This window comes from Streptomyces sp. NPDC001002, assembly GCF_053599215.1.
Genome location: NZ_JBSFLV010000027.1, coordinates 70,839 through 91,889, shown reverse-complemented (window position 1 = coordinate 91,889; position 21,051 = coordinate 70,839). Strand labels below are relative to the sequence as shown.

General features: G+C 62.7%; 11 protein-coding genes, 2 tRNA genes and 2 pseudogenes. 4 read left to right on the top strand and 11 right to left on the bottom strand.

Translation table 11 applies throughout. The features are described from left to right. The 8 genes from ACWDR3_RS15325 to ACWDR3_RS15290 all read right to left on the bottom strand — a co-directional run. Nucleotides 1-2,483, bottom strand: a 2,483-nt coding sequence (locus ACWDR3_RS15325; RefSeq protein WP_450352959.1) for a tetratricopeptide repeat protein, incomplete at its 3' end; no start/stop codon positions are given. Beyond that, the gene (locus ACWDR3_RS15320) at nt 2,480-2,899 is read right to left on the bottom strand and encodes a hypothetical protein (RefSeq protein WP_450352958.1); all 420 of its coding nucleotides are present in this window, start codon (nt 2,897-2,899) and stop codon (nt 2,480-2,482) included. The genes ACWDR3_RS15325 and ACWDR3_RS15320, both read right to left, overlap by 4 nt. Before the next feature lie 275 nt (nt 2,900-3,174). Further along, nucleotides 3,175-3,330: a hypothetical protein gene (locus ACWDR3_RS15315; RefSeq protein WP_450352957.1), complete on the bottom strand. Its 156-nt coding sequence runs from the start codon at nt 3,328-3,330 to the stop codon at nt 3,175-3,177. Nucleotides 3,331-5,448: 2,118 nt separating this feature from the next. Next, nucleotides 5,449-6,204 carry an HNH endonuclease gene (locus ACWDR3_RS15310; protein WP_450352956.1) on the bottom strand — a complete coding sequence of 252 codons (756 nt, stop codon included), beginning with the start codon at nt 6,202-6,204 and terminating at the stop codon, nt 5,449-5,451. A gap of 92 nt (nt 6,205-6,296) precedes the next feature. Next, a complete protein-coding gene (locus ACWDR3_RS15305) occupies nt 6,297-7,739 on the bottom strand; it encodes an AAA family ATPase (RefSeq protein WP_450352955.1) in 1,443 nt (480 codons plus the stop codon). Nucleotides 7,740-7,971: 232 nt separating this feature from the next. After that, nucleotides 7,972-13,422, bottom strand: coding sequence for a DEAD/DEAH box helicase (locus tag ACWDR3_RS15300; RefSeq protein WP_450352954.1), 5,451 nt, complete (start codon nt 13,420-13,422; stop codon nt 7,972-7,974). Between the two features lie 23 nt (nt 13,423-13,445). Then, on the bottom strand, nt 13,446-14,423 hold the full coding sequence (locus ACWDR3_RS15295; RefSeq protein ID WP_450352953.1) for a hypothetical protein: 978 nt from the start codon (nt 14,421-14,423) through the stop codon (nt 13,446-13,448). A 3-nt stretch (nt 14,424-14,426) separates the two neighbouring features. Further along, nucleotides 14,427-16,490 carry a hypothetical protein gene (locus ACWDR3_RS15290; RefSeq protein WP_450352952.1) on the bottom strand — a complete coding sequence of 688 codons (2,064 nt, stop codon included), beginning with the start codon at nt 16,488-16,490 and terminating at the stop codon, nt 14,427-14,429. Nucleotides 16,491-16,672: 182 nt separating this feature from the next. On the opposite strand from ACWDR3_RS15290, the gene ACWDR3_RS15285 reads away from it, so the two are divergent. Then, complete coding sequence (locus tag ACWDR3_RS15285; protein WP_450352951.1) at nt 16,673-17,920, top strand: DNA cytosine methyltransferase; 1,248 nt, start codon at nt 16,673-16,675, stop codon at nt 17,918-17,920. Nucleotides 17,921-18,058: 138 nt separating this feature from the next. On the opposite strand, the pseudogene ACWDR3_RS15280 reads toward ACWDR3_RS15285, so the two are convergent. Beyond that, nucleotides 18,059-18,232, bottom strand: a pseudogene (locus tag ACWDR3_RS15280) (XRE family transcriptional regulator); the annotation flags it as partial. A gap of 473 nt (nt 18,233-18,705) precedes the next feature. Between ACWDR3_RS15280 and ACWDR3_RS15275 the strand changes: the two are divergent. Both ACWDR3_RS15275 and ACWDR3_RS15270 read left to right on the top strand, forming a co-directional pair. Beyond that, nucleotides 18,706-19,392 carry an SMI1/KNR4 family protein gene (locus ACWDR3_RS15275; RefSeq protein ID WP_450352950.1) on the top strand — a complete coding sequence of 229 codons (687 nt, stop codon included), beginning with the start codon at nt 18,706-18,708 and terminating at the stop codon, nt 19,390-19,392. A gap of 117 nt (nt 19,393-19,509) precedes the next feature. Then, nucleotides 19,510-19,653, top strand: a pseudogene (locus ACWDR3_RS15270) (site-specific integrase); the annotation flags it as partial. 107 nt (nt 19,654-19,760) lie between these two features. Here the strand turns inward: ACWDR3_RS15270 and ACWDR3_RS15265 are convergent. Both ACWDR3_RS15265 and ACWDR3_RS15260 read right to left on the bottom strand, forming a co-directional pair. Next, nucleotides 19,761-19,833, bottom strand: a tRNA-Arg gene (locus tag ACWDR3_RS15265). A gap of 160 nt (nt 19,834-19,993) precedes the next feature. Further along, nucleotides 19,994-20,084: transfer RNA gene (locus tag ACWDR3_RS15260), tRNA-Ser, on the bottom strand. Nucleotides 20,085-20,481: 397 nt separating this feature from the next. Between ACWDR3_RS15260 and ACWDR3_RS15255 the strand changes: the two genes are divergently transcribed. After that, nucleotides 20,482-20,940, top strand: coding sequence for an SSI family serine proteinase inhibitor (locus ACWDR3_RS15255; RefSeq protein ID WP_450352963.1), 459 nt, complete (start codon nt 20,482-20,484; stop codon nt 20,938-20,940). The last annotated feature ends 111 nt before the right edge of the window (nt 20,941-21,051 follow it).

Sequence of the window (21,051 nt, the reverse complement as noted above, 5' to 3'; positions counted from 1 at the left end):
CGCGGGAGCGGGGAGGAGGCCAGCCGCTTCAGAACGCCGTAGCGGCGCTCGAAGCCGGTGGCCTCATACAACGGGATCGCCCGCCCCAGATCCCCCGCCGACTGGAAGGCGTAGGCGAGGTTGCTGCGGCTGATCAGGGTGTCGGGGTGGGTGTCACCCAGAATCTGCTCACGCTGGGCCAAGGTGGCCTCATACAACGGGATCGCCCGCCCCAGATCCCCCGCCGACTCGTAAGCGTCGGCGAGGTTATTGCGGCTGGTTAGGGTATCGGGATGGGTGTCGGAGAGCACCCTTTCGCGCTGCGAGAGGGTGGCCTGAAGCAACGGGATCGCTCGCCTCACGTCACCTGCCCCATGGTAGGCCTCCGCGAGGTCGTTGCGGGTTTGCAGAGTGACGGGGTGGGTGGCACCGAGCACGTGCTCGCACTGGGCGAGGGTCGCCTCGTACAGCGGAATCGCCCGCCCCAGATCCCCTGTCACCCGGTACACACCGGCGAGGTTGTCGCGGCTCATCAGAGTGTGCGGGTGTGTGTCACCGAGTGCACGCTCGTGCTGGGCGAGGGTGGCCTCGTACAGCGGGATCGCCCGCCCCAGATCCCCCACGGCGTGGTAGGCGTAGGCGAGGTTGTTGCGGCATTGCAGGGTGACGGGGTGGGTGGCACCGAGCACGTGCTCGCACTGGGCGAGGGTCGCCTCGTACAGCGGAATCGCCCGCCCCAGATCCCCTGTCACCCGGTAGGCGCCGGCGAGATTATTGCGGCTTTGCAGGGTGTCGGGGTGGGTGGCACCGAGCACGTGCTCGCACTGGGCGAGGGTCGCCTCGTACAGCGGAATCGCCCGCCCCAGATCCCCTGCCGCCTGGTAAGCGTAAGCGAGGTTGTTGCGGCTCGTCAGGGTGTCGGGGTGGGTATTGCCGAGTACATGCTCGCGCTGGGTGAGGGTGGCCTCGTACAGCGGAATCGCCCGACCCAGATCCCCTGCCGCCTGGTAGGCGCTGGCGAGGTTGTTGCGGCTCGTCAGGGTGTCGGAGTGGGTGTCACCCAGCGCCCGCTCGCACTGGGTGAGGGCAGCTGTGCGCAAGCGGATGGTGTGGGCGTCGCGGCCCTGTCGATCCAGGTATTGGGCAGCGGCGTGGTAAGCAGCGGCGGTCTCGACAGAAGCGGGGCTGTCGTGTGGCGTGGATTCGGCCAAGGCGAAAGCGTGAGGCAGGAGCCCTTCCCACTGCAGTGTCTGTTCTGAATCGGGGGCGCCCTCATCGGGGATTGCTTGCAGTATCACCTGTTCGGCTTCTCGCCGACCGGGGCAGGGGATATCAGACTCCACGGTGGTGTGGGTACGCAGAACCGCCTGGACCAAGCGGTGCACGCTAATGCCCTGGCGGTCAGCAGTGAAGGCGATCATGTTGTAGGCGTGCAGAACGCCCAGGGAGCTGCCTAGGACTACGGAGTCCGGGGCCAAGGGAACGAATAACATGCGGGAGATGTTGTCGGGGGCCAGCCAGGCCATGGTGTGCAGCAGCGTGACCGCCAACGGGTCTCGGTCATTAATGGCGACGAGGGTGTGATTCCAGATGCGGGCGATGGTGCGTTTTGGATCGATTCCATCAGTTGCCGTGTCCAGCAGCTGCCCGAGAACCTCCCGGTAGGCTCCCAGCTCGGTGCCGGTCTGGAACAGATAAGCCCCTGCCTGCTCCAGGGCCAGCGGTAGATACCCCAGTTCCTTCGCCAGTTCAGCGGCGTTTCGGTGTTGGTCAGGGTTGGGGGATGTTCCCTTCCCCAATGCGAGGGTGCACAGCAGATCGGCAGACGCGTCCGCATCCAGTAGACTCAGAGGCATGGTGGGAGCTATGGCGTGCCAACCGGTAGCCTTGCGACTGGTGGCCAGGTGATGGCCGTCTGGCAGGGTGCCGAGGTAGTGGCGCAGGTCGGTTGGGTCCTCGACGTTATCGAAGACCAGTAACCAGCCGGGGTGCCACTGTAGCCACAGGATGGCCCAAGCGGCCCGCTCCTCTACTACATCCGCAACCGTCGCCCACTGCGGACACAGCTTTACTGCCAGTGCGGCTAGCCCTGTGATGATCTGGTCGGAGCTATCCGCAGTGATCCACCACACCAACGGGTACTCCCGCCGGTACCTATGGGCGTAGTGCAGGGCGAGAGCGCTCTTGCCTATCCCGCCAAGTCCATGGATTGCCTGCGTCCGGGATGGGGACTGGGTCACTGCGGCCTCGCCCTCCGTGGTCAGCAGCCTCCGCAACCCCTCCAGCTCCTTGCTACGGCCAACGAATAGCCCCGACGCTGAGTCCGGCAGGTTCGTTACACCCGGTGGCGCCTGTATTTCCTGCGCCCAGCGCACCGCCTCCGACGGCAGAAGCACGACACGAGCGTCGTCCCCCGTGATTGCGACCCCGATATTGCCGCCAGCAGCCACCGACCGCGTGCCCGATGCCCGCGCGCCACCCGCGGCCGGTTCCTGGATGCTCATGGTCGGAGCGTGGCGTTGTCTCCGGTGACGGCGGTGCCGATCGCCTGGGCTGCAATCGACCGCTCACCAGATGCCGTTATCGTCAATGGTCGACTCGCATTGGGCAACAGCGCAGCCAGTTCCCGCCGCAATCCCTCGTCGTCACGCAGCGCCCGCTTGAGGTGTTGACGCAGCACTGCTGCTGCATCAGCGTCGCCCAGCTCGCCAGCCGCATCATGCACGGCGGTCTCCAGATCGGCCCGCCCCTGCTCGTCGTGGCGCTGCCACAGCGCATGTAGCACGCGCCGGCCGAGATTCGCGGTCGCCTCCACTGCAGCGTCCTCGGTCCTGGTCAACACTCCTGCACCGTAGGCACCCAGAGCTGCCGTCAGGTACGGGCCCGCCTCCTCAACCAACTGAACGATCTCCGCATTCACGCCTACCCCCTGGCTTGCAGCCCGGCTGCGCACTGGCAACCCAGCGTAGCGACTCGGCACTCCGTGTAAATAGAAACCCTAGAAGTGGTGGGCTCGGTTCCAACCGCTCAACGCTATGGGTGCTCAGCCTGGGAAGCTGGGGGAATTTGGGGCTGGTATGGGCGTACCTGGGAGAACGGTCGAACAGGGGCCTCGCTGGGCTTGGTTGCTTTCACCGTGGCTTCCCGCTGGATCTGGTGCGGTTGTGGTGCAGCGGTGCGGTTACTCGAAGGGAATCAGCCTTGCACGTTCCATTCGTCGAGGCGGATCTTCACTCGATGGTTGTGGTCCGCGTGCCAGATCACCTCACCGGTGACGGTGGTGCACATGGTCGGCAGCTCCATGTGGTGAGGCATGGTGGTGATCTCGGCAAGGCCGACTGCATTCGGCACGCTATTGGGGAGGAGGAAATGGCCCAGGCCCGCCGCGCTTACTTCGACTTGCTTGAGTTCAGCGATCGGATCGCAGCAGGGCTTGCGTTTCTATCCCTCTGAAGACGGAGTACGACTGATCAAGTACGACGAGATCCATTCCAAGAATCGACCCAATGAAACAGGACATAGACGGTGCGACCTAGCCATCTTCTCCAGTACGAGGAGGCGAGGAAGCGTACCCCAACAGATCCCACAAATATTCAAACCATTCGGAGTATTACTCGAAAATTTTGCGGTTAACCTCTATGTTTGATCGACGACTCCAAGCAATCATGTTTACATCGCCGGGTGATACTCCAAAGGATGAGGCGTCCAATATTTCTATGGTTCTCGCCATCATGAAGGAACTCACTCCCCTTGATGCCGTATAGACCGAGTAGCGCCACCTCGTCATTTAGGATGCATAGCTTAAAGGCAGGATCTACGGGTGATTCTCGCAACTCACAGCTTATATGTAGTTGAGGGTTCATTTCCCGAGCATCGTACAGTAATTGCCGTAACCTTCTTTTGCTCCTTCCTGTAATTTCGCTCTGAATTTTTCCCCTAAGAGCTGGAGAGTCTTCAACGTTTCGTGCGCGCGATGCTGGCTCAGGGTCACTTATCGGCACAAGGACGCTCGGTAGGTTCATCGGAGCGTCCAAGTATGCAATCATCGCTCGTATTCTGATGCTCCGATTTCTGACTCGAGTGTTGCCCATCTGTCGCAGTGCTGGCCGCAGGGTGGCAACTAAACTCTCCATCGTGAACCCTGAGAAATCGACATGTGCATCTTTTGCGTAAAAGCATTGGTTACATGCTCCCGCATCTCCTCGACCTCGGCAAGAATGTGTGGCCCAGTATTTTTTGCCGATTCCGAGGGTTCACTTATGGCATCGAAAATTATGAGAGCAATTAGAGCCAGTAGTGACCCTCCGGAAGCAGCTCTTCTCTAGAAAGTTCCCTAGGGGCTCAAATGTCTCAGCAGTGAATCCAAGCGCGGCAGTCACGCCGAGAACGGACTTCACGATTGTTGGTTTTATCCTGACGAGAGTGTGGGCGATATTAGCAAGTGGCCCCGGATCGCTCCCATGATCTGACCTACGTCCAAACATGGCCCTCCCCGGGCACTGACTTAGGGCCTGCTCTGCATACCACCCCACCGTGCAGTTTTTCAGCACAGCGTTTTGGCGCCAGAGATCCTTGAGGATTTCTGCGTACTTCTAGCAAGACGTTAAGAAGAATGGAAGTGATTGAAGCCGTGCTATGAGGTTGGGAGGCTTGGGTTCTCTGGGGTCAATTACCCCACTGAACTGCGGCGGAACTGTTTTCCAGCGTCGGAAGTTCCGTGGCCTAGTCCTCACGGTTCGCCGTGAGTCCCCACAGGATCTGGCACGCGAATGGCACGCCTTTCGCCCCTCCACCGCGAAGCACTCCGCGCGGAACCTGGGCCTTCGACGTTTGGGCTTCAGCCGACGAACGCTAGCCACGATTGCGGGCGCTCGACTGATCAGGCGCGCGCGTGACAGGGCATCCCCCACCGGGCCTCAGCCACGCTGCCTGGTGACGTTCGTCTGAGTATGCCGCGCCGGCGGACGCGTGGGGGTGAGACCTTGGGCGACGACCTCCTCGTCCCGAAGCAACTTAGGTGTGGGTGCTGCCTTGGGCCGGTGTGGGCCTCACCTGCACTGATGGTCCGCAGACGTTCGCGGTCGTGCGCCGGTGTTCGTCGGCGTTGTCACGCAGTTAGACAGTCACTTGCTTAGCGCTCGATGTTCTACCTCTACTCAGGGGCAGGCCCGGCACATCCTCGTACCCACCTGGCTGTCAACGGCCCTTGCAGAGAGCGGAAAAGCCGCTACGGAAAGGGCGGTATGAGGAGCCGTCCGCGCGAGGTACAATGCCGAGCTTCTTCTTCAGTGCGGTCAGATGTTAAGCGTCCGCGGCCGCCTGCTTGGCTTCATCCTCGGCGGTCCGTGACCGTGCGGCTCCAGGGGCGAAGACGATCCGCTTGGCCTTCCTTGGAAACAACCCAGCTGTCCGCGCTGTCCTTAGCACTCCAGGCTACCTACCATTGCGGTCTCGCCAGATTTGACGCCGTCAAGCCATCGGCGATGTGAGTAGCTTCCGATAGCCGCCGCTACAAAATTCTGCATTTCTAGACAGGGCACGATAAAGTGCCGCCTTCCAGTGATTTACGCCCTTCCTCTCGGCTCCTCGAGCCAAGGCGCTAAGAGTTGATCGCAATCCTGAATCGCCGAGGGAGATATATGTTTCATCGTAAAGATCAATTTGGTCCGTTAGCTCGGCTATGGCCTCCATCTGATAGAAATCGAAAAGGTCAAGTATCTTGAACTGCTTTTCGACTCTCATGAAGGTGAGGTTGTCTATTTTATCGGAGCGATGTAAAGAGTATCTGATTGAGACGGTGCTTTCGACGTCTATTTCCGTGACTAATATTTCGACGTCCGGGAATTCATCGAAGTATGCGTGAAACATGAGTAGTCCGTCTATCTTGTCACACTCATCCCCCTTTAGTCGATTACACCTTTCACAGACAGGGATTAGGTTATCGGCCAGGATCGAATATTCCGGGAATACATTCTTCGGAAGGAAGTGATCGAGGGCGCAAACCTGGGCTCTTTCACACAGCGGACACCGAGAGTTACGGGTCAATGCTGTTCGGAAGATCGAGTTTCTGAGATCTTCCAGAGGACGGCCTTTGTCTAGGAGTGCGTAATTCCCCAGAAGGACCTTGGTGAGCACATCAGAACCGTGGGCAAGCGACGTAAACCGGCGAATATCTCGCAGAACGTCCTCGTAGTCGCCATAGGCGTCGATGATTCCCGCGCGCACTCCCATGAGGACACGCCGAGAGGATGGTCGTCTACGGCTCACGGCGAGATCGAGGTCGGCCAGGCGATCTCTGTCCGGGCGAGGAAGTCGAATCATCTACCGGGCCGATCGCGGCTGATGCTCGCCAGGAAAGAAATGGACTGTGCGCTCATCTCGCCGTCGAACAGTTCCATGATCTCATCCAGGTTCAAGCTCTCCTGCATGGATCGGAGGGTTGAGTGATAGTCGGTCGCGCTGCTGTCCAAGTTGAATACGTGGCGCGTGAGCAGTCCTACATTTTCTGCAAAAGTTTCGATCTCTGGGTTGGCGACAAGTGTGAGATCTCCAAAACGCTGCAGGACCCTGACGTAACGTCTGGGGACTTCCTGGAGGAGGACCGGGGAGTGCGTCGCCATCACGGCGTAGGAGTTGAACTGGTCCAGGGATATGCTGATGCTCTTGAGCAAGGCAGCCAAGAGGGGAGGGTGCAGGTGGGATTCGGGTTCGTCGATCAGAACCAATGATCCGGGCTCCAGGTGTGCTACAAGCTGCACGACAATGTTGAGCACGAGTTTGTGTCCGGTACTGAGGCCAGAAAAAGAATTCCGCCACGAATCACTGTCGAAGGCGAAGGTGTTGGACAACTCAACTCGTTTGAAGGAAGGCTCTCGGCTCAGTGGAGCGAGGGCTGCTGTCAGCCTCTGTTTACGCTCGGGCGTACTAGCCCTAACGAGGGCGGACATGATGTCATCCTGGATCTCCTCGGCACCCTTGAGTGACCCGGTGCGGGGCGTGTGGGAATCAAGGCTGCGATTGTATCTCCTAAGGCCGCAATAGGTGTATCCGGAGACCTCGCCGCTGGATTCCAACCGATCCTCTTCTTGTCGGTTCTTCCCTGGTAGGTCGAACGTGTCGAAAGCGCTATATGAGATAGCTACGACCGATGAGAAGCGTGGCGCACCGCTTGTTCCTGGGAATTCTCCGTACCGCCGGATGAAGCTCTCGTCGGCTCGGTCGGTAAGGTCTGCATGCGCGGTGTTGGCTAGGTTGGCAAGGAGTTGCGTTTTTCCGCACCCGTTGTAGCCCACGACGACGTTGATGCGGCCTGGCAGGGGGTAGCGATCTGCGAAACCAAAGTTAATGGAGAAGGGATCCCCTCCAACACTCGTTCTGAACGTGAACCCGAGTTCACTGTCCTGCGAGGATATCGTTCCTTCGAATAGGGCTGTGGCGTCTCTCAATGCGAGTTCGGCGTTCCCGTAACGCAGGAGTGAGGCGGCCATCGCCGGCTCGTTGGCGAACGATTCCCTGAGTGAGGTGTCGATAGCTATATCGCGGAGCCCGAACAGAACACTGTCACGCAATTCGACCGGAAGTCCGTGTAGCGCTTCATAGTAGGAAAACGCTTGCCCGAGTGAGCAATAACTATCATCGAGCTGGACGAAACTTTCGGGGATCTCGGTGGCGCCGCCGCTCTGTCCTCTTTTTATGATCTTGACGGATCCCAAGTCAATAGATGCCTCTGTTCGGGAAGGATACAGATAAGCATCGAACATGGTTTTGAATCCAAAATCATCCCAAAGGTCGCGCCGAAGGACGAGTGCCGGAAGGCTGGACGGCACGGTGAAGCCCGCGCTGCGAGGCACTACAAGAAAATGCATCAGCGTACTCCAGACGTGTGTCCACCAGAACTCATATACGCGGAACTGCTAGGTGCGCGGAAGCGCGGGAGAGGCGGTGCCAGAAGGCAGGGGCCCCAAAAGGGGTCCCTGCCCTCTACCCGACCGGTCAATCGAAGAGGCTCTGCAGTCTCGACTCGATCCAGCCGGGCCGCCGAAGCAGCTCGAACGTGTCGACTGCGACGATCGCGCGCTGTGGCGGTTCGCTGTCCAGCACCGGGTTTTCGAACGACTCGAACACCTCGAAGCCCTCTGCCTCCAGTGAGGCTAGCGCTCGGGTCACACGCTTCGAGCGGGCGGGACCGGTCCAGGACTCAAGAGGATGGGTGATGAGTACAGCGAGATCTTCGTGCTGGATGTCTTTCAGGACTGGCAAGCCGTGGGAGGAATCAGCCTTCCAGTGCGAGAAGCTTCTGGCGAACCGCTCGACTCGCTCGAATGCATAGTCCTCCTCGGCGGTGAAGTCCAGGTTCCCCCCATCGAGCAGTTCGACCATCTGTGTGGCCAGGCGCCAATCGAGCAGCGGGTGGTAGGCGCTGTTGCTGTAGTCCCGCAGGCAGTCGTAGCAGGACGAGTCGCATGGCCCGGCCCTCAAGCTGCCAGAGCGGTGGCGGGTGAGATCGGCCGCGACCTCACGTGCGGCGAGCAGGAAGTCGGTAGGGCGCTTCCCCAGCCAGGTCGAATATCCGGCACCGTTCTCCAGGGTGTCCGAGAGGAACACTTGAGCCTTGACACTGCCCTCTTCTTCTCCTCGGTCGGGATAGAGACCCGCCGAGAGTTCTCTTCCGTCAATGTCCAGTAGCCTGACGGCAGCGAGTTTGAAAACCGTACCGAGTGAGAGCCAAGCAGCCCTTGCGGCCATCCGCCTCGGGTCGAGTGCCAGATCGGCGGGTTGCTCGCGGAGGCCGACCAAAAGAACGTCGGTCAGTTTCACTGAGGCCAGTGCCAGTTTCTCCTCGTTGCTGACCGAATGCTGTGTGGGCAGGCCCAGATCTCTCGCGCGGTCGGCGTCAGCCAGGAGTTTTGTGTCCAGCAGACCGTCGTGTCCCTTGACCTTGCCGAACTGGTATCCCTCGCCAGTTCCTGCGTTGACCACCACGATGCGTCCCTGGCCGCTCCTGAATTCAGCGGCCTTAGTGCAGCGTGGGACGAGCGCTGATGTTGTGTCAAGGGTGAGGCGCGCGGAGAACGCGCGTGGTGTGAATTCGAATGTGCCGTCGTAATCCTGAGCCTTGTAGCTGGTGCGAAAGCCGAGCGGCTGACACGACGGGAGCATCCGGTAGTCACCGGCTTCTCCTGCGGTGGCCCCACAGACAGGACACGAATGCTCGGATTCGCGGAGATTGACGGAGAGGCACTTGGCGCAGATGCCCACCATGAGACGATCACTGTCCGGAGCTTTGCCGGGCAACCACTGCCCGCCGGCGGGCTCGTACGTCACGAGGCCGACTGCTGTGTGCAACGCCTTGTCCTTGACCACTTCACCGCCGGGCGCCCACTCCGAGATGGCGATGTCGATGTCCCGATCGATGACGTCGGTGAGTTCCGGTCCGTGCGGCCTCTGATGATGCAGGTTGCGAACCCGGGTGGGGAATCCGAACATGGGGAGCACTCCGCGTTCCGCGAGCGACTGGCTGAGCGGACCGGCGTCCGGCGCGTTCGTCACCACTTCCTCTATCTCGGAGTAGAGGCGGGAAGTGGCCCAGGAGACCAGATCATCCAGCGAAGGCGCGCCAGGAGACGCCCCTTGCAGGAGAACCTGGCCCGCGTGTCTCTTAGCGATGTCGTTGTCGGCCAGCCAGGTACGGACGTCATCCCGCACCAATGGCCATCCGCTGACGGTCCCGAAGGGCCCGTGGACATTGCGTCCCGGATCCCAGTCGGACGTCCCCTCGACCGACCGGAAGGCGAGAGTCAGCAGGCTTGCGGCGTAGCAACGGAGCAGGATCTCCCGGCGATCGAGATCCACGTACGGGCTAGGCGAGGGATCGCCGGTGATCCGATAGGGGTGCTGGAAGTAGTGGTCGTCATGGGTCCTGGTGCCACGGCACAGCGTCAGGGCGATGGACAGGTGATCGAGTCGGCGGCCGGCCCGGCCCACACGCTGCTGGTAGTTGAAGCGCTGTGGTGGCATGTTCGCCATTACCACCGCGCGGAGCGCGCCGATGTCGACGCCAGCCTCCATCGTGGTGGTGACGCTGAGTAGGTCGATTTCATCGACCAACTCGATGTCCTTCCCGCTCAGAAAGACCGACTGGAAGAGGGCTTGCCGAGCCTGTGCATCGTCGTTGTCGGTCTGGCCCGTCAGCTCTTCGCAGTGGAGCCTGAAGGGGATCCCGGCCTCCCGGGCCAGGAAGGTGTAGTAGTCGTCCAGGGTGACGGAATCTGGGTCGAGGGGTTCAGTAACGAGATGTGAACTGAGGCAAAAGGCACAGACGCCCGCGGAGCCGTGGAGGTGCCTTCTGGTACACCGTTCGCAGCGCCATTCTGTCCCGCCGGCCAGGACGATCCTGATCTTCTGCCCTTCAATCCGGGGCTCCGCGTCACTCAGCCCCAGTGCATTCTTCACCTCTTGGACCAGTGCGTCCGGGAATGCATCATGACGCTGTGCGACGGCGTTGATGTATTTCCTCGCTGCTGTGTGCAGATTCGCCGGCGGCTCAGGGCGCTGCTCCTGGAACTGGCGACGCACACCCAGCAGCCTCAGCGTGGACAGGCACACCTGGCGGAAGACCTCGTCATCCAGCGACCGGCTCTTGAAGGTGATGTCCTGAGCGGCATGGCCGATGCCGAGCGACTCCAGGTCGCGGCCGCCTCCCGCAAAGACCGCCTGTTGGACCTGTGCCTGCACTGTCCTGTGGATTTCAGAACTCAGGACGCGTAGATCGTTGGTGAGAGAAGCCTCGGGCCGCTGGATCGGGACGCCACTGGTCCAGTCGTAGAGCCTGGTCCAGCTCCGTGACTCGGTGCTAGCGCTCAGTGAAAACGAGGGCCCACCGGGATGCACGCCGTATGTAACTGCTTGTGCGCTGACTTCATTGCCGAGTTCGACGAGTGTCGGGCCCTTCTGCTGGGCCCGGTAGTCCGCCAGCACGCTTTCGTGTTCGGGGGTGAGGCTGTCATGGGCCAGGGCGACCACTGCTGCAACCAGATCGGGTGAACCAGTCGCTGTGAGCTGGGTCAGCGCGGCCTGGCCTGCTTGGTTCCCCTTGAAGAACTCTGCTGCCAACGCCACGAGATCCTTCGGATGGTCGAGGGCGGCGATCACGAGCTGCCTGACCAAGTCCTGGTAGTGCGACCGCTCCAAGCCCGCCGAGATGCGGGCCGCGTCCTGTCGGCTGTCCGAGAAGACGACGATCTTCGTCTGCAGCTGCCTCTTGAGGGCATCGGTTAGGACCTGGTTGGACTTCTCGAAACCTGTACCCATGGTGCGGATGGGGGACCGGGAACGTGACGGGTCCTCGAACTGGCGGACATTCTTGAAGATCTCTTTATCTTCCCCGCAGCAGGGACAGACGGTGGGAAAGGCGCGGACCTTCCCGAGGTGGCCCTGCGGTTGGCTCTGCGCCACCAGCAGGTACCCGTTGTTCTCCTCGTTCGGGTAGCTGCCAACCTTGCCGCTCGCGGGATCCAGCACGGCCGGAACAAAGGTGAACGTGTATTCCGGTCGATTCTTTGCCTTCGGTCGGCCACCCTTATGTTTGTGCGGTGATAGGTCGAGATCGGAGCGTTCTCCGGCAGTAGGCAGGAAGATGCTGTACACATCGGCGGTGCGATCGAAGCGCGCCTTGTCCGGGAGGGATTCGAGATCGGTTGCGGTGGAGACCAGGTAGCGCCTCGTGGGATCGTGGCCGAGGTTCGGAGAACGGAATCCGCCGAGGAAGACCTCTCCGCACGTGTCGCAGTACAGCAATTCCAGGACGCGAGCGCCGCATTCGCAAGCATACCTGGGCCGGCTGTAGAGCTTTCCGACCAGGCGTTCCGCCGGTGACTCCGCGGTGCGTGGTTGGACTTCCGAGCAGTTGCGATCCGCGCACGCCCACATGCCGGTGACGTTCCGGAAGAACAGGTGGAGCCGGAATCGCGAGCCGGCATCCGCCTCCCCGTCAAGGCGCGAGATGAGTGCGTCGGTGGCTTCCAGTGCCTTATCGGGTGCGAGGCCAGGAAAGAGCTTGGCCGACACGTCGGTCAGCGGCTTCGCTCGGGGGGAGTCGTCCTCGTCGCTCGCTCTGAACGCGGCCTGGAGCGCCGCGTGCCGGTCAGGAAGTGGTGGCAGGGCACCTGTTCCTTGGCCAACGGTGTTTGCCCAGGGCATGAGATCGGTCCTGCCCTTGGTCCGGACGCGTTCACCGGCGAGCACGGAGAAGCGGTCGGCTGATCGTCCGAAGAAGTCGCTCAGAAACTTCCGGTCCACCGGGTTTTCCGGATCCATGGAGGCGGAGGTGGCGATCACGGACAGTTGGTCGGAATCGGTGGACAGCCCGAGGCGGTCGATAAGCTTGCGTAGGAGGTAGGCGACCTCAGTACCCTGAGTACCTCTGTACATGTGGAGTTCGTCCACCACCAGGCTGAAGACGTGGTCCTTGGAACTCTTCAGCCAGTTACGAGTCCGATCGAAGATGGGATCCTCGTCTCGGCGCATGAGCATGATGTTGAGCATGCTGTAGTTGGTGATGAGGATGTCTGGCGGAGCGACCTGCATGTCCCAACGAGAACGCATCTCAGCCCCGAAGGGGCGCTGGAGGAAGTACCGGGCCTCCTCGTCCTCCACAAGGCCGTCCGCGATGCGCTGCTCCAGCTGGTGGCTTCGGTCCTCCATCGAGGCCAGAGCCCTACGCAATTCCTTCATTTTGGAGGAATTCGACCTGGAGGTTAGCTCCAGCGGGCCGGCAACCGGGGTGCGGCCGGTGTAGCGGCCGAAGTGGAAGCGGTTGCCGTTACGGTGCATGTCGAACCAGCCGCGTACGTCCGGTGCGTCCAGGCTGCGTCGCAACCTGATCAGCTGGTCCTCCACTAGCGCGTTCATTGGATAGAGAAACATGGCGCGCATGGCCGAGGGACGGCCGCCTCCGTGGCGCTGGGCCTGCCAGTGCCGTGATGTGCGCCACCAGGGCCGCTCCTCGGCGCTCTGGGACCCTGCTGGTGCCCACTGACGAGATTCATTGGCTAGTCTGGCTAGCACCGGGACGAGAAAGGCTTCGGTCTTTCCGGAACCGGTTCCGGACGTCACTACGATGTCCCGTCCGTGATTGCTTGCCCTCAGGGCCTCCACCTGGTGGGTATAGAGCCTGGGGATTCCCCGGAGCAGCCCGGCTCCCAGAAGTCCGGCGAACTCCGGAACCCCTATTTCCACCGCTAGTTCTTCCAGGGTCTGGGCTGACTGCACATATTGAGGCAAAAGCTCCAGATATGGATCCTGAAAGAGGACCCCGGGAGTGCAAAGTAGCTCTTTGAGTTCCTCGCCCACCGAAGAATCGCGAAGCGAGTAGGCGGTGTCGTAGTAGCGCTGGAAATACTCGGCAAGTTGGCCGTGGACGGCCGACGGAGAGATGCCAGACATCAAGATCCTCACGGGGTCCGGACTTAGGGGACGAGTTGAAGTTTCTGGTAGAGAGATTCAGCCAATTGTCTGGCGAATGCCTCGTCAATGTTCACGTACTTGACGTAGCTCTTGTACTCAGGCATCGAATGCAGGTCTGGCGCTGCCTGCGGATCGAGCGCGGTTAGTTGCGGCAGCAGCCCGCTGCGCAGCACGGCGGCGCGGGCGTGGAGATGCGGTAGCTGCATGCGTTTCGGCGCGTAAAGTTCCCGCTGTAGCGGGCTGTACCGCAGCACCCAGCGTTCTGCGCGCGCGAGTTCCGCGTACACCACGGTGCGCTTGTCGGCGATGAAGCCGCTCATGCCGATCCAGTAGATATAGCGGTGGGTGTTGTAGCGCTGATATCGGTAGGCGCCGTGGAGCGGTGGTTCGCCGTGGCCTTCGACATCTGTCCAGAGGTCGCTGCCCCCCTCGGACATCTTCTGAGGCTCGATGCCGCCGGGCCCTCGCTGTACGCCACGTTCGGTGAGCATTTCTTGAAAGCGGGGAAGACGTAGAACGAGTTGATCCGCAGCGCGGTCCTCGAAGGCGATACCGAGTGCCTCGCAGAGAGCGCGGCATTCTTCAGCATCCGCTAGTGTCACTATCCGCACCGACGGGCCGTCGGCCTGTCGGTGTGGCGGAAGTGCTACCACGGACTGCGCGAGGGCGGCAATACCAGGGTCAGGGTCTTCGTGCAGCCGTTCCAGCCGCTGTATGAGCCAGAGCGGCCTTTGCCCCACCAGAAGCGCGTGCCCTCCGGAATTGGGCAAGGTGGTGAGGACCGGTGGCGTCACACTCCAGATCCGGGCTTCCCAGTCCACTTCGACATGGCTGAGAATCTGCAGGTTGTACAGCGCGATGCGCCAGTCCAGCGTGGAACTCTCCTGCTTGCCCTTCCCCAGCCATGTGTACGTGTCTTGGAAGGCATCGAGGTTCCCGGCGCCGCGTTCGGAACACCACAGGAGCAGCTCGTCGTGCACCATTCACTTCCCTGCCGTGTAGTCGGTCCAGTCTTGTGCGCAAGCCACTGCGGTGGTGATGCTTCGCGAGGTCAGCCTGCGCCAGTCAGCTTCACTGAGAATTGTCCAGCTCCCTGAGGGGGCGTCACACGGGCTATACGAGCCGGTTTGGACGATCGGGGCTAGCCAGGCCCTGGCGTTCTGGGAACTGGTTACCTGAAGCAGCCATACAGCTTGGAAAGGCAGAGCAGCGAGTAACGGTTCGATGTCGATCGCGTGAGGCACATGGTCCATGGTGGCGATCCAGGCTGGCGCTTCGGGAACGAGCTGGGCAGCGAGGCGATTCCCGCCTAGGGCGTAGATCGAGCCGCCGAGGCGCAGGATGCTCGTCGGAGGAAGGGGATCGAGCCGATAGCTTCCGAAGAACGAGCCGGACAAATGGCCGGGCGGCAGCCAGGAAGCGAGCGTCGACGGACTTGCCGAGTTCGGGATCCTGCTGGGGATGGTGGCCAGCTTGGCACTCCTCGGAGGGAGCGCTAGTAGTGGTGGGGCAACGCTCTCCCGGTAGCGCTCGACCAGGGTGAAGGTGAGTTTGCGATTCCCGACCTCGATCTGGTGCTCGCCGACGGAGTGCACTCGCTCCGCTAGCCGGATCGTGATCGTGTCCGTCGGCACCTGAGAAACCGGCGGCAGGGGCACCCCGTCGATGGTGACGGTGCGCGGATGGTCATCGGGAATCGCTGGCAGAACAAGGTCAGGTGCGTACCCGAGGAGGTAGGTCTGTTTGCCGCCATCGATACGGAGGCCGCCGGACAGGCGGGCCAACTGCTGGTGCAGCGGGGCCAGCGGGCCGACGACGCCGGAGACCGTCGCGGATTGGGTCGGTGTGTAGCCGCTGAACAACGTCCAGCCGGGCGGCACCTGAACCCTGCGGGGCTGACGTACGCCGTCTGATCCACAAGCGAGCATCACCGCCTCGGCCTGCGCTGCGAAGGCAGTCCTCACCAGTACTCGATGGGGCACCCCGATTTCCGCTGCATTGACGGATGTCCACTTCCCGACCAAGTCGTTGGCCTGGAGGACGTAGAGGTCGCGAGCGGGGAGCATCAGTGTGGCGGTGTCGGCGGCCAGTTCGAGTGCCGATCCCGGAGTGAGTTCCTGGTCCGGAGGCGTGAGAGGTAACCATTCCACGCCCGAGGGAACCCTGATGACGTCGCCGTTCAGACTGAGCGATTCGAGACGGAGGTGGGAGGGGATGCGGGCTGCAACGCCATACGGGAAACCGCCGGCTTCGGTCGTGAGAGACAAGGGCACACACGGCAGGCCAGCGGAGTTTCTCGGGAGCCCGTCGTAGTGGGTGAGTTCCTGCTGCACGATGCTCGCCAGGATCGGTCGTAACTCCGGCGATGCCAGTGCGCGCTGGATCCGTGGGCTGGGCCGATTGAGCCGTACCCACTCCTGGAACCGGGCGAGGAGTTCCGCTTCGGGGACCGAGTCTCCCGGCTGGGCTCCGATCGCTGACAGGAACAGCCCGACTTGCACGCGGTCCGATCCGACCAGAACGGCTTGGGACAGGGACCAGCCAATGTTGACCTGGGTCGGATGGGGAATGGCGGAGGGCAGGCCGCGTCGGCCCTGTTCATGCTCGATCAGCCACCACTTCAGGTGATCCCACAGGGTGGGGACGATCACGTCGTAGCCGTCTGGCATGCCGGAGCCTTCGTGCAGGCCGAGCAGCTCGCGGAGCGGGCCATAGTAGGAAAACCTGTCGGAGCGGCTCATCCTGGAGGCTGCGAGCACTGTTGCTGCGAGGAGCGCGATGAAGGGCGGGTTGCCCGCGGCCCCGTGTCGGCGCCAGCGGCGAGCACGGGAGGCGATCCCTTCGAAGGGGTCGCGCCCGAAGACCCGGCTCCTGATGGCAGTTTGGAAGTTCTCGGCTGCAGTCGGGGGCGTTGTGGCAGCCTGGGTGTGACTGGTCAGCAGTTCGGTGAGTAGGGCATCGTCTACCGATAAGTACACAGGGGCTGCCGCTTCACGGAGGGGGAAGAAGTGTTCCGTGAGAACTCTGTTCCAGCTTTCATAGTCCATGGGCAACCCCCTCATCTGCGTAGGAAGAAGTTAGCCCATCGGTAGGACATTGGTCGCTTTTCGAACACCTGTCGGATATTCTTCGATGCCTGTGCCCGCTTAACTGCCCAACTGCCTTGACAACTGCGGTTTTCTCCGGTGAGCTCCCTCTGTCAAGACATTGAGCAGATCTACTTCGGGGAGTGCCTCCGTTGACCGCCGCACGATCGTCAGCGCGAACCCGGCCCACGGGGAAGGTGCTCTCTCTGTTTACAGGAGCGGGTGGTCTTGACGTGGGTCTGGAGAAGGCTGGGCTGGCTACCGTCGCTTGCATGGAAGTTGACGCTGACGCCAGGGCCGTGCTCGCAGCCAATCGGCCGGGATGGGCCATGCCTGGCAACGGTGATGTCAACACTGCTGCCCAGTACCTCACTCCCCGAGCGCTAGGGATGAAGCGCGGGCAACTCGACCTCATTGCAGGGGGGCCGCCTTGTCAGCCGTTTTCAAAGGCTGCGCAGTGGGCTTCGACTGCCCGGAGCGGCATGGAGGACGACCGAGCCAAGTGTGTGCATGGGATGCTCGACCTGGTTGAAGGTTTCCTCCCTAGGGCATTGCTCGTCGAGAACGTTGAGGGGTTCTTGAGAGGGGACGGGAACGCCTCCGAGGTCATTGACGAGGGGCTCGCGGGTATTAACGATCGGCATGGCACCTCCTACAGGATGGTGGCCAAGGTCGTTGATGCAGCTGACTACGGGGTGCCTCAGCACCGACGTCGGGCTATCGGCATTGCGTACCGGGACGGTGCAGAGGTTCACCTGCCGGAGGCGACCCACGCAGGCGACCCGACGCGGGCCTGGGACGTGCTTTGGGATCTTGAAGAGGATGAGAAGCCTGTTGCTACAGGGCAATGGGCAGCGCTACTGCCTTCCATCCCAGAAGGTGGCAACTATCTCCATCTCACGGCTCGTGGCGACGGTGAGGAACTCTTCGGATGGCGAACCCGGTACTGGTCGTTTCTGCTGAAGCTGGCCAAGGATCGACCGTCCTGGACCTTGCCAGCCTCTCCTGGGCCGAGCACGGGGCCGTTCCACTGGGACAATCGGCCCCTTTCTGTGCGTGAGCAGATGCGCTTGCAGACCTTCCCTGACGATTGGAGCATCGAGCAGCCGTTCCGCGCTGGTCGGCGGATGGTGGGTAACGCGACCCCTCCGCTGCTTGCAGAGGTGCTGGGGCGGACAATCGTGAGAGACCTTGAACTGGGCGGGGCTTCAGCCAGGTCTCGTCTTTTGGCGGGAGCGCCGTCTTTGCTGCCCGAGCGGCAGCTGAGCGTTCCGCGTGCCGTCGCGCCTGTCCCGATTCCTGAGGCGTACCAACCTCAGGTGGGTACCAAGGAGGCTCATCCAGGCGAGGGGATTGGACCTTCGCCTCGACGGTTGGCGACGAGAGGCTGACCTGCCCGGCCCTTTCTGTGGACTCTGTTGCTGGGCGAACGTTCGGCCGAAGGGGAGCGCTTGCATCGCCGGGCCTAGAAGGTGGGCTGTGGCGGGTGCCGGTTCTTCGCGCGCCGGCCGGTGCGCTGCCACTAGCGTGGCTGCTGAGTCGTAGAGGCTGCTTCGTACGTGCTGGGTGGCGCTGCCAGCGTTCTGGAGGTTGAGTGACTCGTCGGCGGGGGCGGCGGCCCGCTGCTTGATGCCGACTTGTCCGCCGTGGCGGTGGTCGCACCGACTGCTCTCCACCACAGGAACGCGATGTCTAGCAGCTATCCGCGCCCCGTTTCGTGTCGCCCACGGCTCCGGTCGGCGGAGCGGCTTTGGGCTGGAGCTGCTTTGGGGCAAGTGATCATGGCCCCTTAAGCTTCCGGCGAGTCGGGCAGTCTGTGGACTGCCCGTTAAAGCACGACGTTGGGGCAATGATCTTAGAGGCTCGCGCCAAAGTGGCTGCCTAAAGCCGTGGAGCTTACCGCCCCAGCCACGACGTACCCCTTCTCGAGGTGGCTGCAGGCTTTGAGCGCGACACGGACGCCGGCCGGGCTGGAGCGGGGCGGAGACAGGAGTGCAGACCCGGTCGGGGGCCAGGCCGCGCGGGGAGCGGAGCGAGCCGCCTTGAATCAGTAGAGAAAGTTGTAACTCAGTCGGTCGCGTGGGGTTGTCCGGTCTCGGTTGAGACGTGATGCCGTGGTTGCAGCTGCTGGGTATTGCTCGGCTCGGTTCAGGTGCTTTGGCCTACGCTTCGGTTCATGGGGGCGGTGGACTGGAGCGGTGTCCGTGCGCGGGTGACGGCGCTGGCTCGCACGGATCGGGCGCGGCAGGTCTTTGGGGCCTGGGACAGATACGGGGCCCGTGGCCATCACTTCCGGCTTGCCGATCCGCTGTCGGAGGCGGAAGTCAGTGCGGTGGAGGCTCAGTGGGGCATCCTGCTGCCGGCGGACTATCGGGGATTTCTGCTTGAGGTCGGCGCCGGCGGCGCTGGGCCGGGCTACGGGCTGAGCATCTTGAGCCGGAGCGGTGCCGGGTGGTTGTGGTCCGAAGTGGATGGCGCCATGCCGCACGACCGGTTGCGGTTGCCCTTCCCGGCCCCGGAGGAGAGTGCACGGGTCCAGGACGCACACAGTGACAAGGAGCCCGTGGAAGCCGATTTCGCGGATGAGGATGCGTACCGTGCGGCCTGTCGTGCCTGGGTGGAGGAGGACGAGGCGCTCTTCGAGTGGTCGACGGCCGGGGCGGTGAACCTCAGCCACGAGGGCTGCGGTTACTGCCACTGGCTCGTCCTCTCCGGGCCGGAACGCGGCCGTATGTGGTTTGACGAACGTCCCGGGGACGGCACGTTCCACCCTCTCGGAGCGCCTCAGACGCAGGTCGACTTCGCCGAGTGGTACCTCGACTGGGTCGAGAAGTCCGAGGCTGTCGCCCGACAACATCGCTGAGCCAGCCTGAAGTCGTGGGCACAGTAGGAGAGTTCGACACCTTGGCGACGCGCGAGCGGCAGGAAGAGTACCGGGCGGATCGTCCATGTGACGCGGGTCCTGGCGTACGCGACTGAGACCGTGCGCGCCGGCCTCCGGGTCATCCCGCTCCCGAACACCCGGCACACGTGCAGCCCGCTCCTGGTCGCGCTGAAGGCTCACCCCAAGGTGGCGCTCGGCAAGCTGTCCACGGCGATGGGCGGCGGCAGCAGAGCGGGCTGAGATCGGCGACTTACATCAGCGCCTGGCGTCGGCGTTGCTGTGCCTCGCTGCCGTACGCCCCCGAAACGCCAAAGGCCCCGGATTGCTCCGGGGCCTTCGATCTGCTGTGCACTCGGCAGGATTCGAACCTGCAACCTTCTGATCCGTAGTCAGATGCTCTATCCGTTAAGCTACGAGTGCTTGTCCTGTGTGCCGTTCCTGGTCCTTTCGGGCCGCTCGTGGCGACAGGAAGAACATTACATGACTGCCGCCGCCATGTGAAATCCGTTTGCCGCAGCCATTGTGACCTGCGGAAACGACGAAACCCCGGTCCTGAGACCGGGGCTTCGGTGATCTTGCGCGGAGGCGGAGGGATTTGAACCCTCGATGGGCTTTAAGGCCCAAACCGCATTAGCAGTGCGGCGCCATAGACCGGACTAGGCGACGCCTCCCGCACAGCCGCCCGCGCGAGCGCGAGTGGTGCGTGCAGATGATGACACAGTCGAGCGCGGTGTCACCAATCGCCTCCCACGGTACTAGGCGTGCAGGCCGCAGGGCAAAGCACTTCCGCACCCGGCGACGCCCGCCGGGAGGGCGCAACGTCCCGACCCGGACGGCGTTAGTCAGGTCATGTTCCAGGACTCGCACGCCTCCCAGGTCCCGCGCATCTCCCCGCTGCCGCACCTCGCTCCGGTCCCGCCCATCTCCCCGCTACCGCACGTCTCGCCGGTCCCGTCCTCCCCCCAGCCGCCGCACGTCTCCCCGGCAACCCACGCATCCCCAGCCCCCCGTCGCACCCACCGCACCCACCGCACCCGTCGCCCCCACCCCACCCGCCGCCTAGCCACCCTGTTCCTCACCGTCGCCGCCTCCGCCTCCCTCGCCCCCACCCTCATCGCCCCCGCCGCCTACGCCGAAGCCGGTCCCCTCACCATCGCCCCACCCCCCGTCCGGGACGAGGACCGGGCCGGCGATCACCTCACCGTCACCGTGCGCGACGCGGGCCGTGGCAGGGACGGGACGTACGACCTGTACTGCCATCCCGGAGGCGGGACCCATCCCGACGTCGCCGGCGCGTGCGGTGCACTCGATCGCGGGGCCCGTTGGGGGCGGGACACCTTCGCCCCTGTGCCGGACGGGAGCGTGTGCACCATGCAGTACGGCGGGCCCGCCACCGCGCATGTCACCGGGGTGTGGGCCGGGCGGCCCGTGGATGTCTCGTACGACCGTCGGGACGGGTGCGAGATCGGGCGGTGGGACCGGATGGTGCCGTTGCTGCCCGATCTGCGGCCCCGGGGACAGGCGTAGCACCCCGGTACCGAGAAGGACGGGAAGGACGGGTGCGCACAGGCGTTCCACCGGGGCTTCACCGGGTCCGCAAAAGTGCCGTTCCGTCAGCTCCGCGAGGTGTGTGCAGGC

Coding starts and splice junctions, on each gene's coding strand:
- ACWDR3_RS15300 (WP_450352954.1), bottom strand. CDS start 13,422: ATGTCTGGCATCTCTCCGTCGGCCGTCCACGGCCAACTTGCCGAGTAT.
- ACWDR3_RS15290 (WP_450352952.1), bottom strand. CDS start 16,490: ATGGACTATGAAAGCTGGAACAGAGTTCTCACGGAACACTTCTTCCCC.
- ACWDR3_RS15305 (WP_450352955.1), bottom strand. CDS start 7,739: ATGTTCGATGCTTATCTGTATCCTTCCCGAACAGAGGCATCTATTGAC.
- ACWDR3_RS15275 (WP_450352950.1), top strand. CDS start 18,706: ATGGGGGCGGTGGACTGGAGCGGTGTCCGTGCGCGGGTGACGGCGCTG.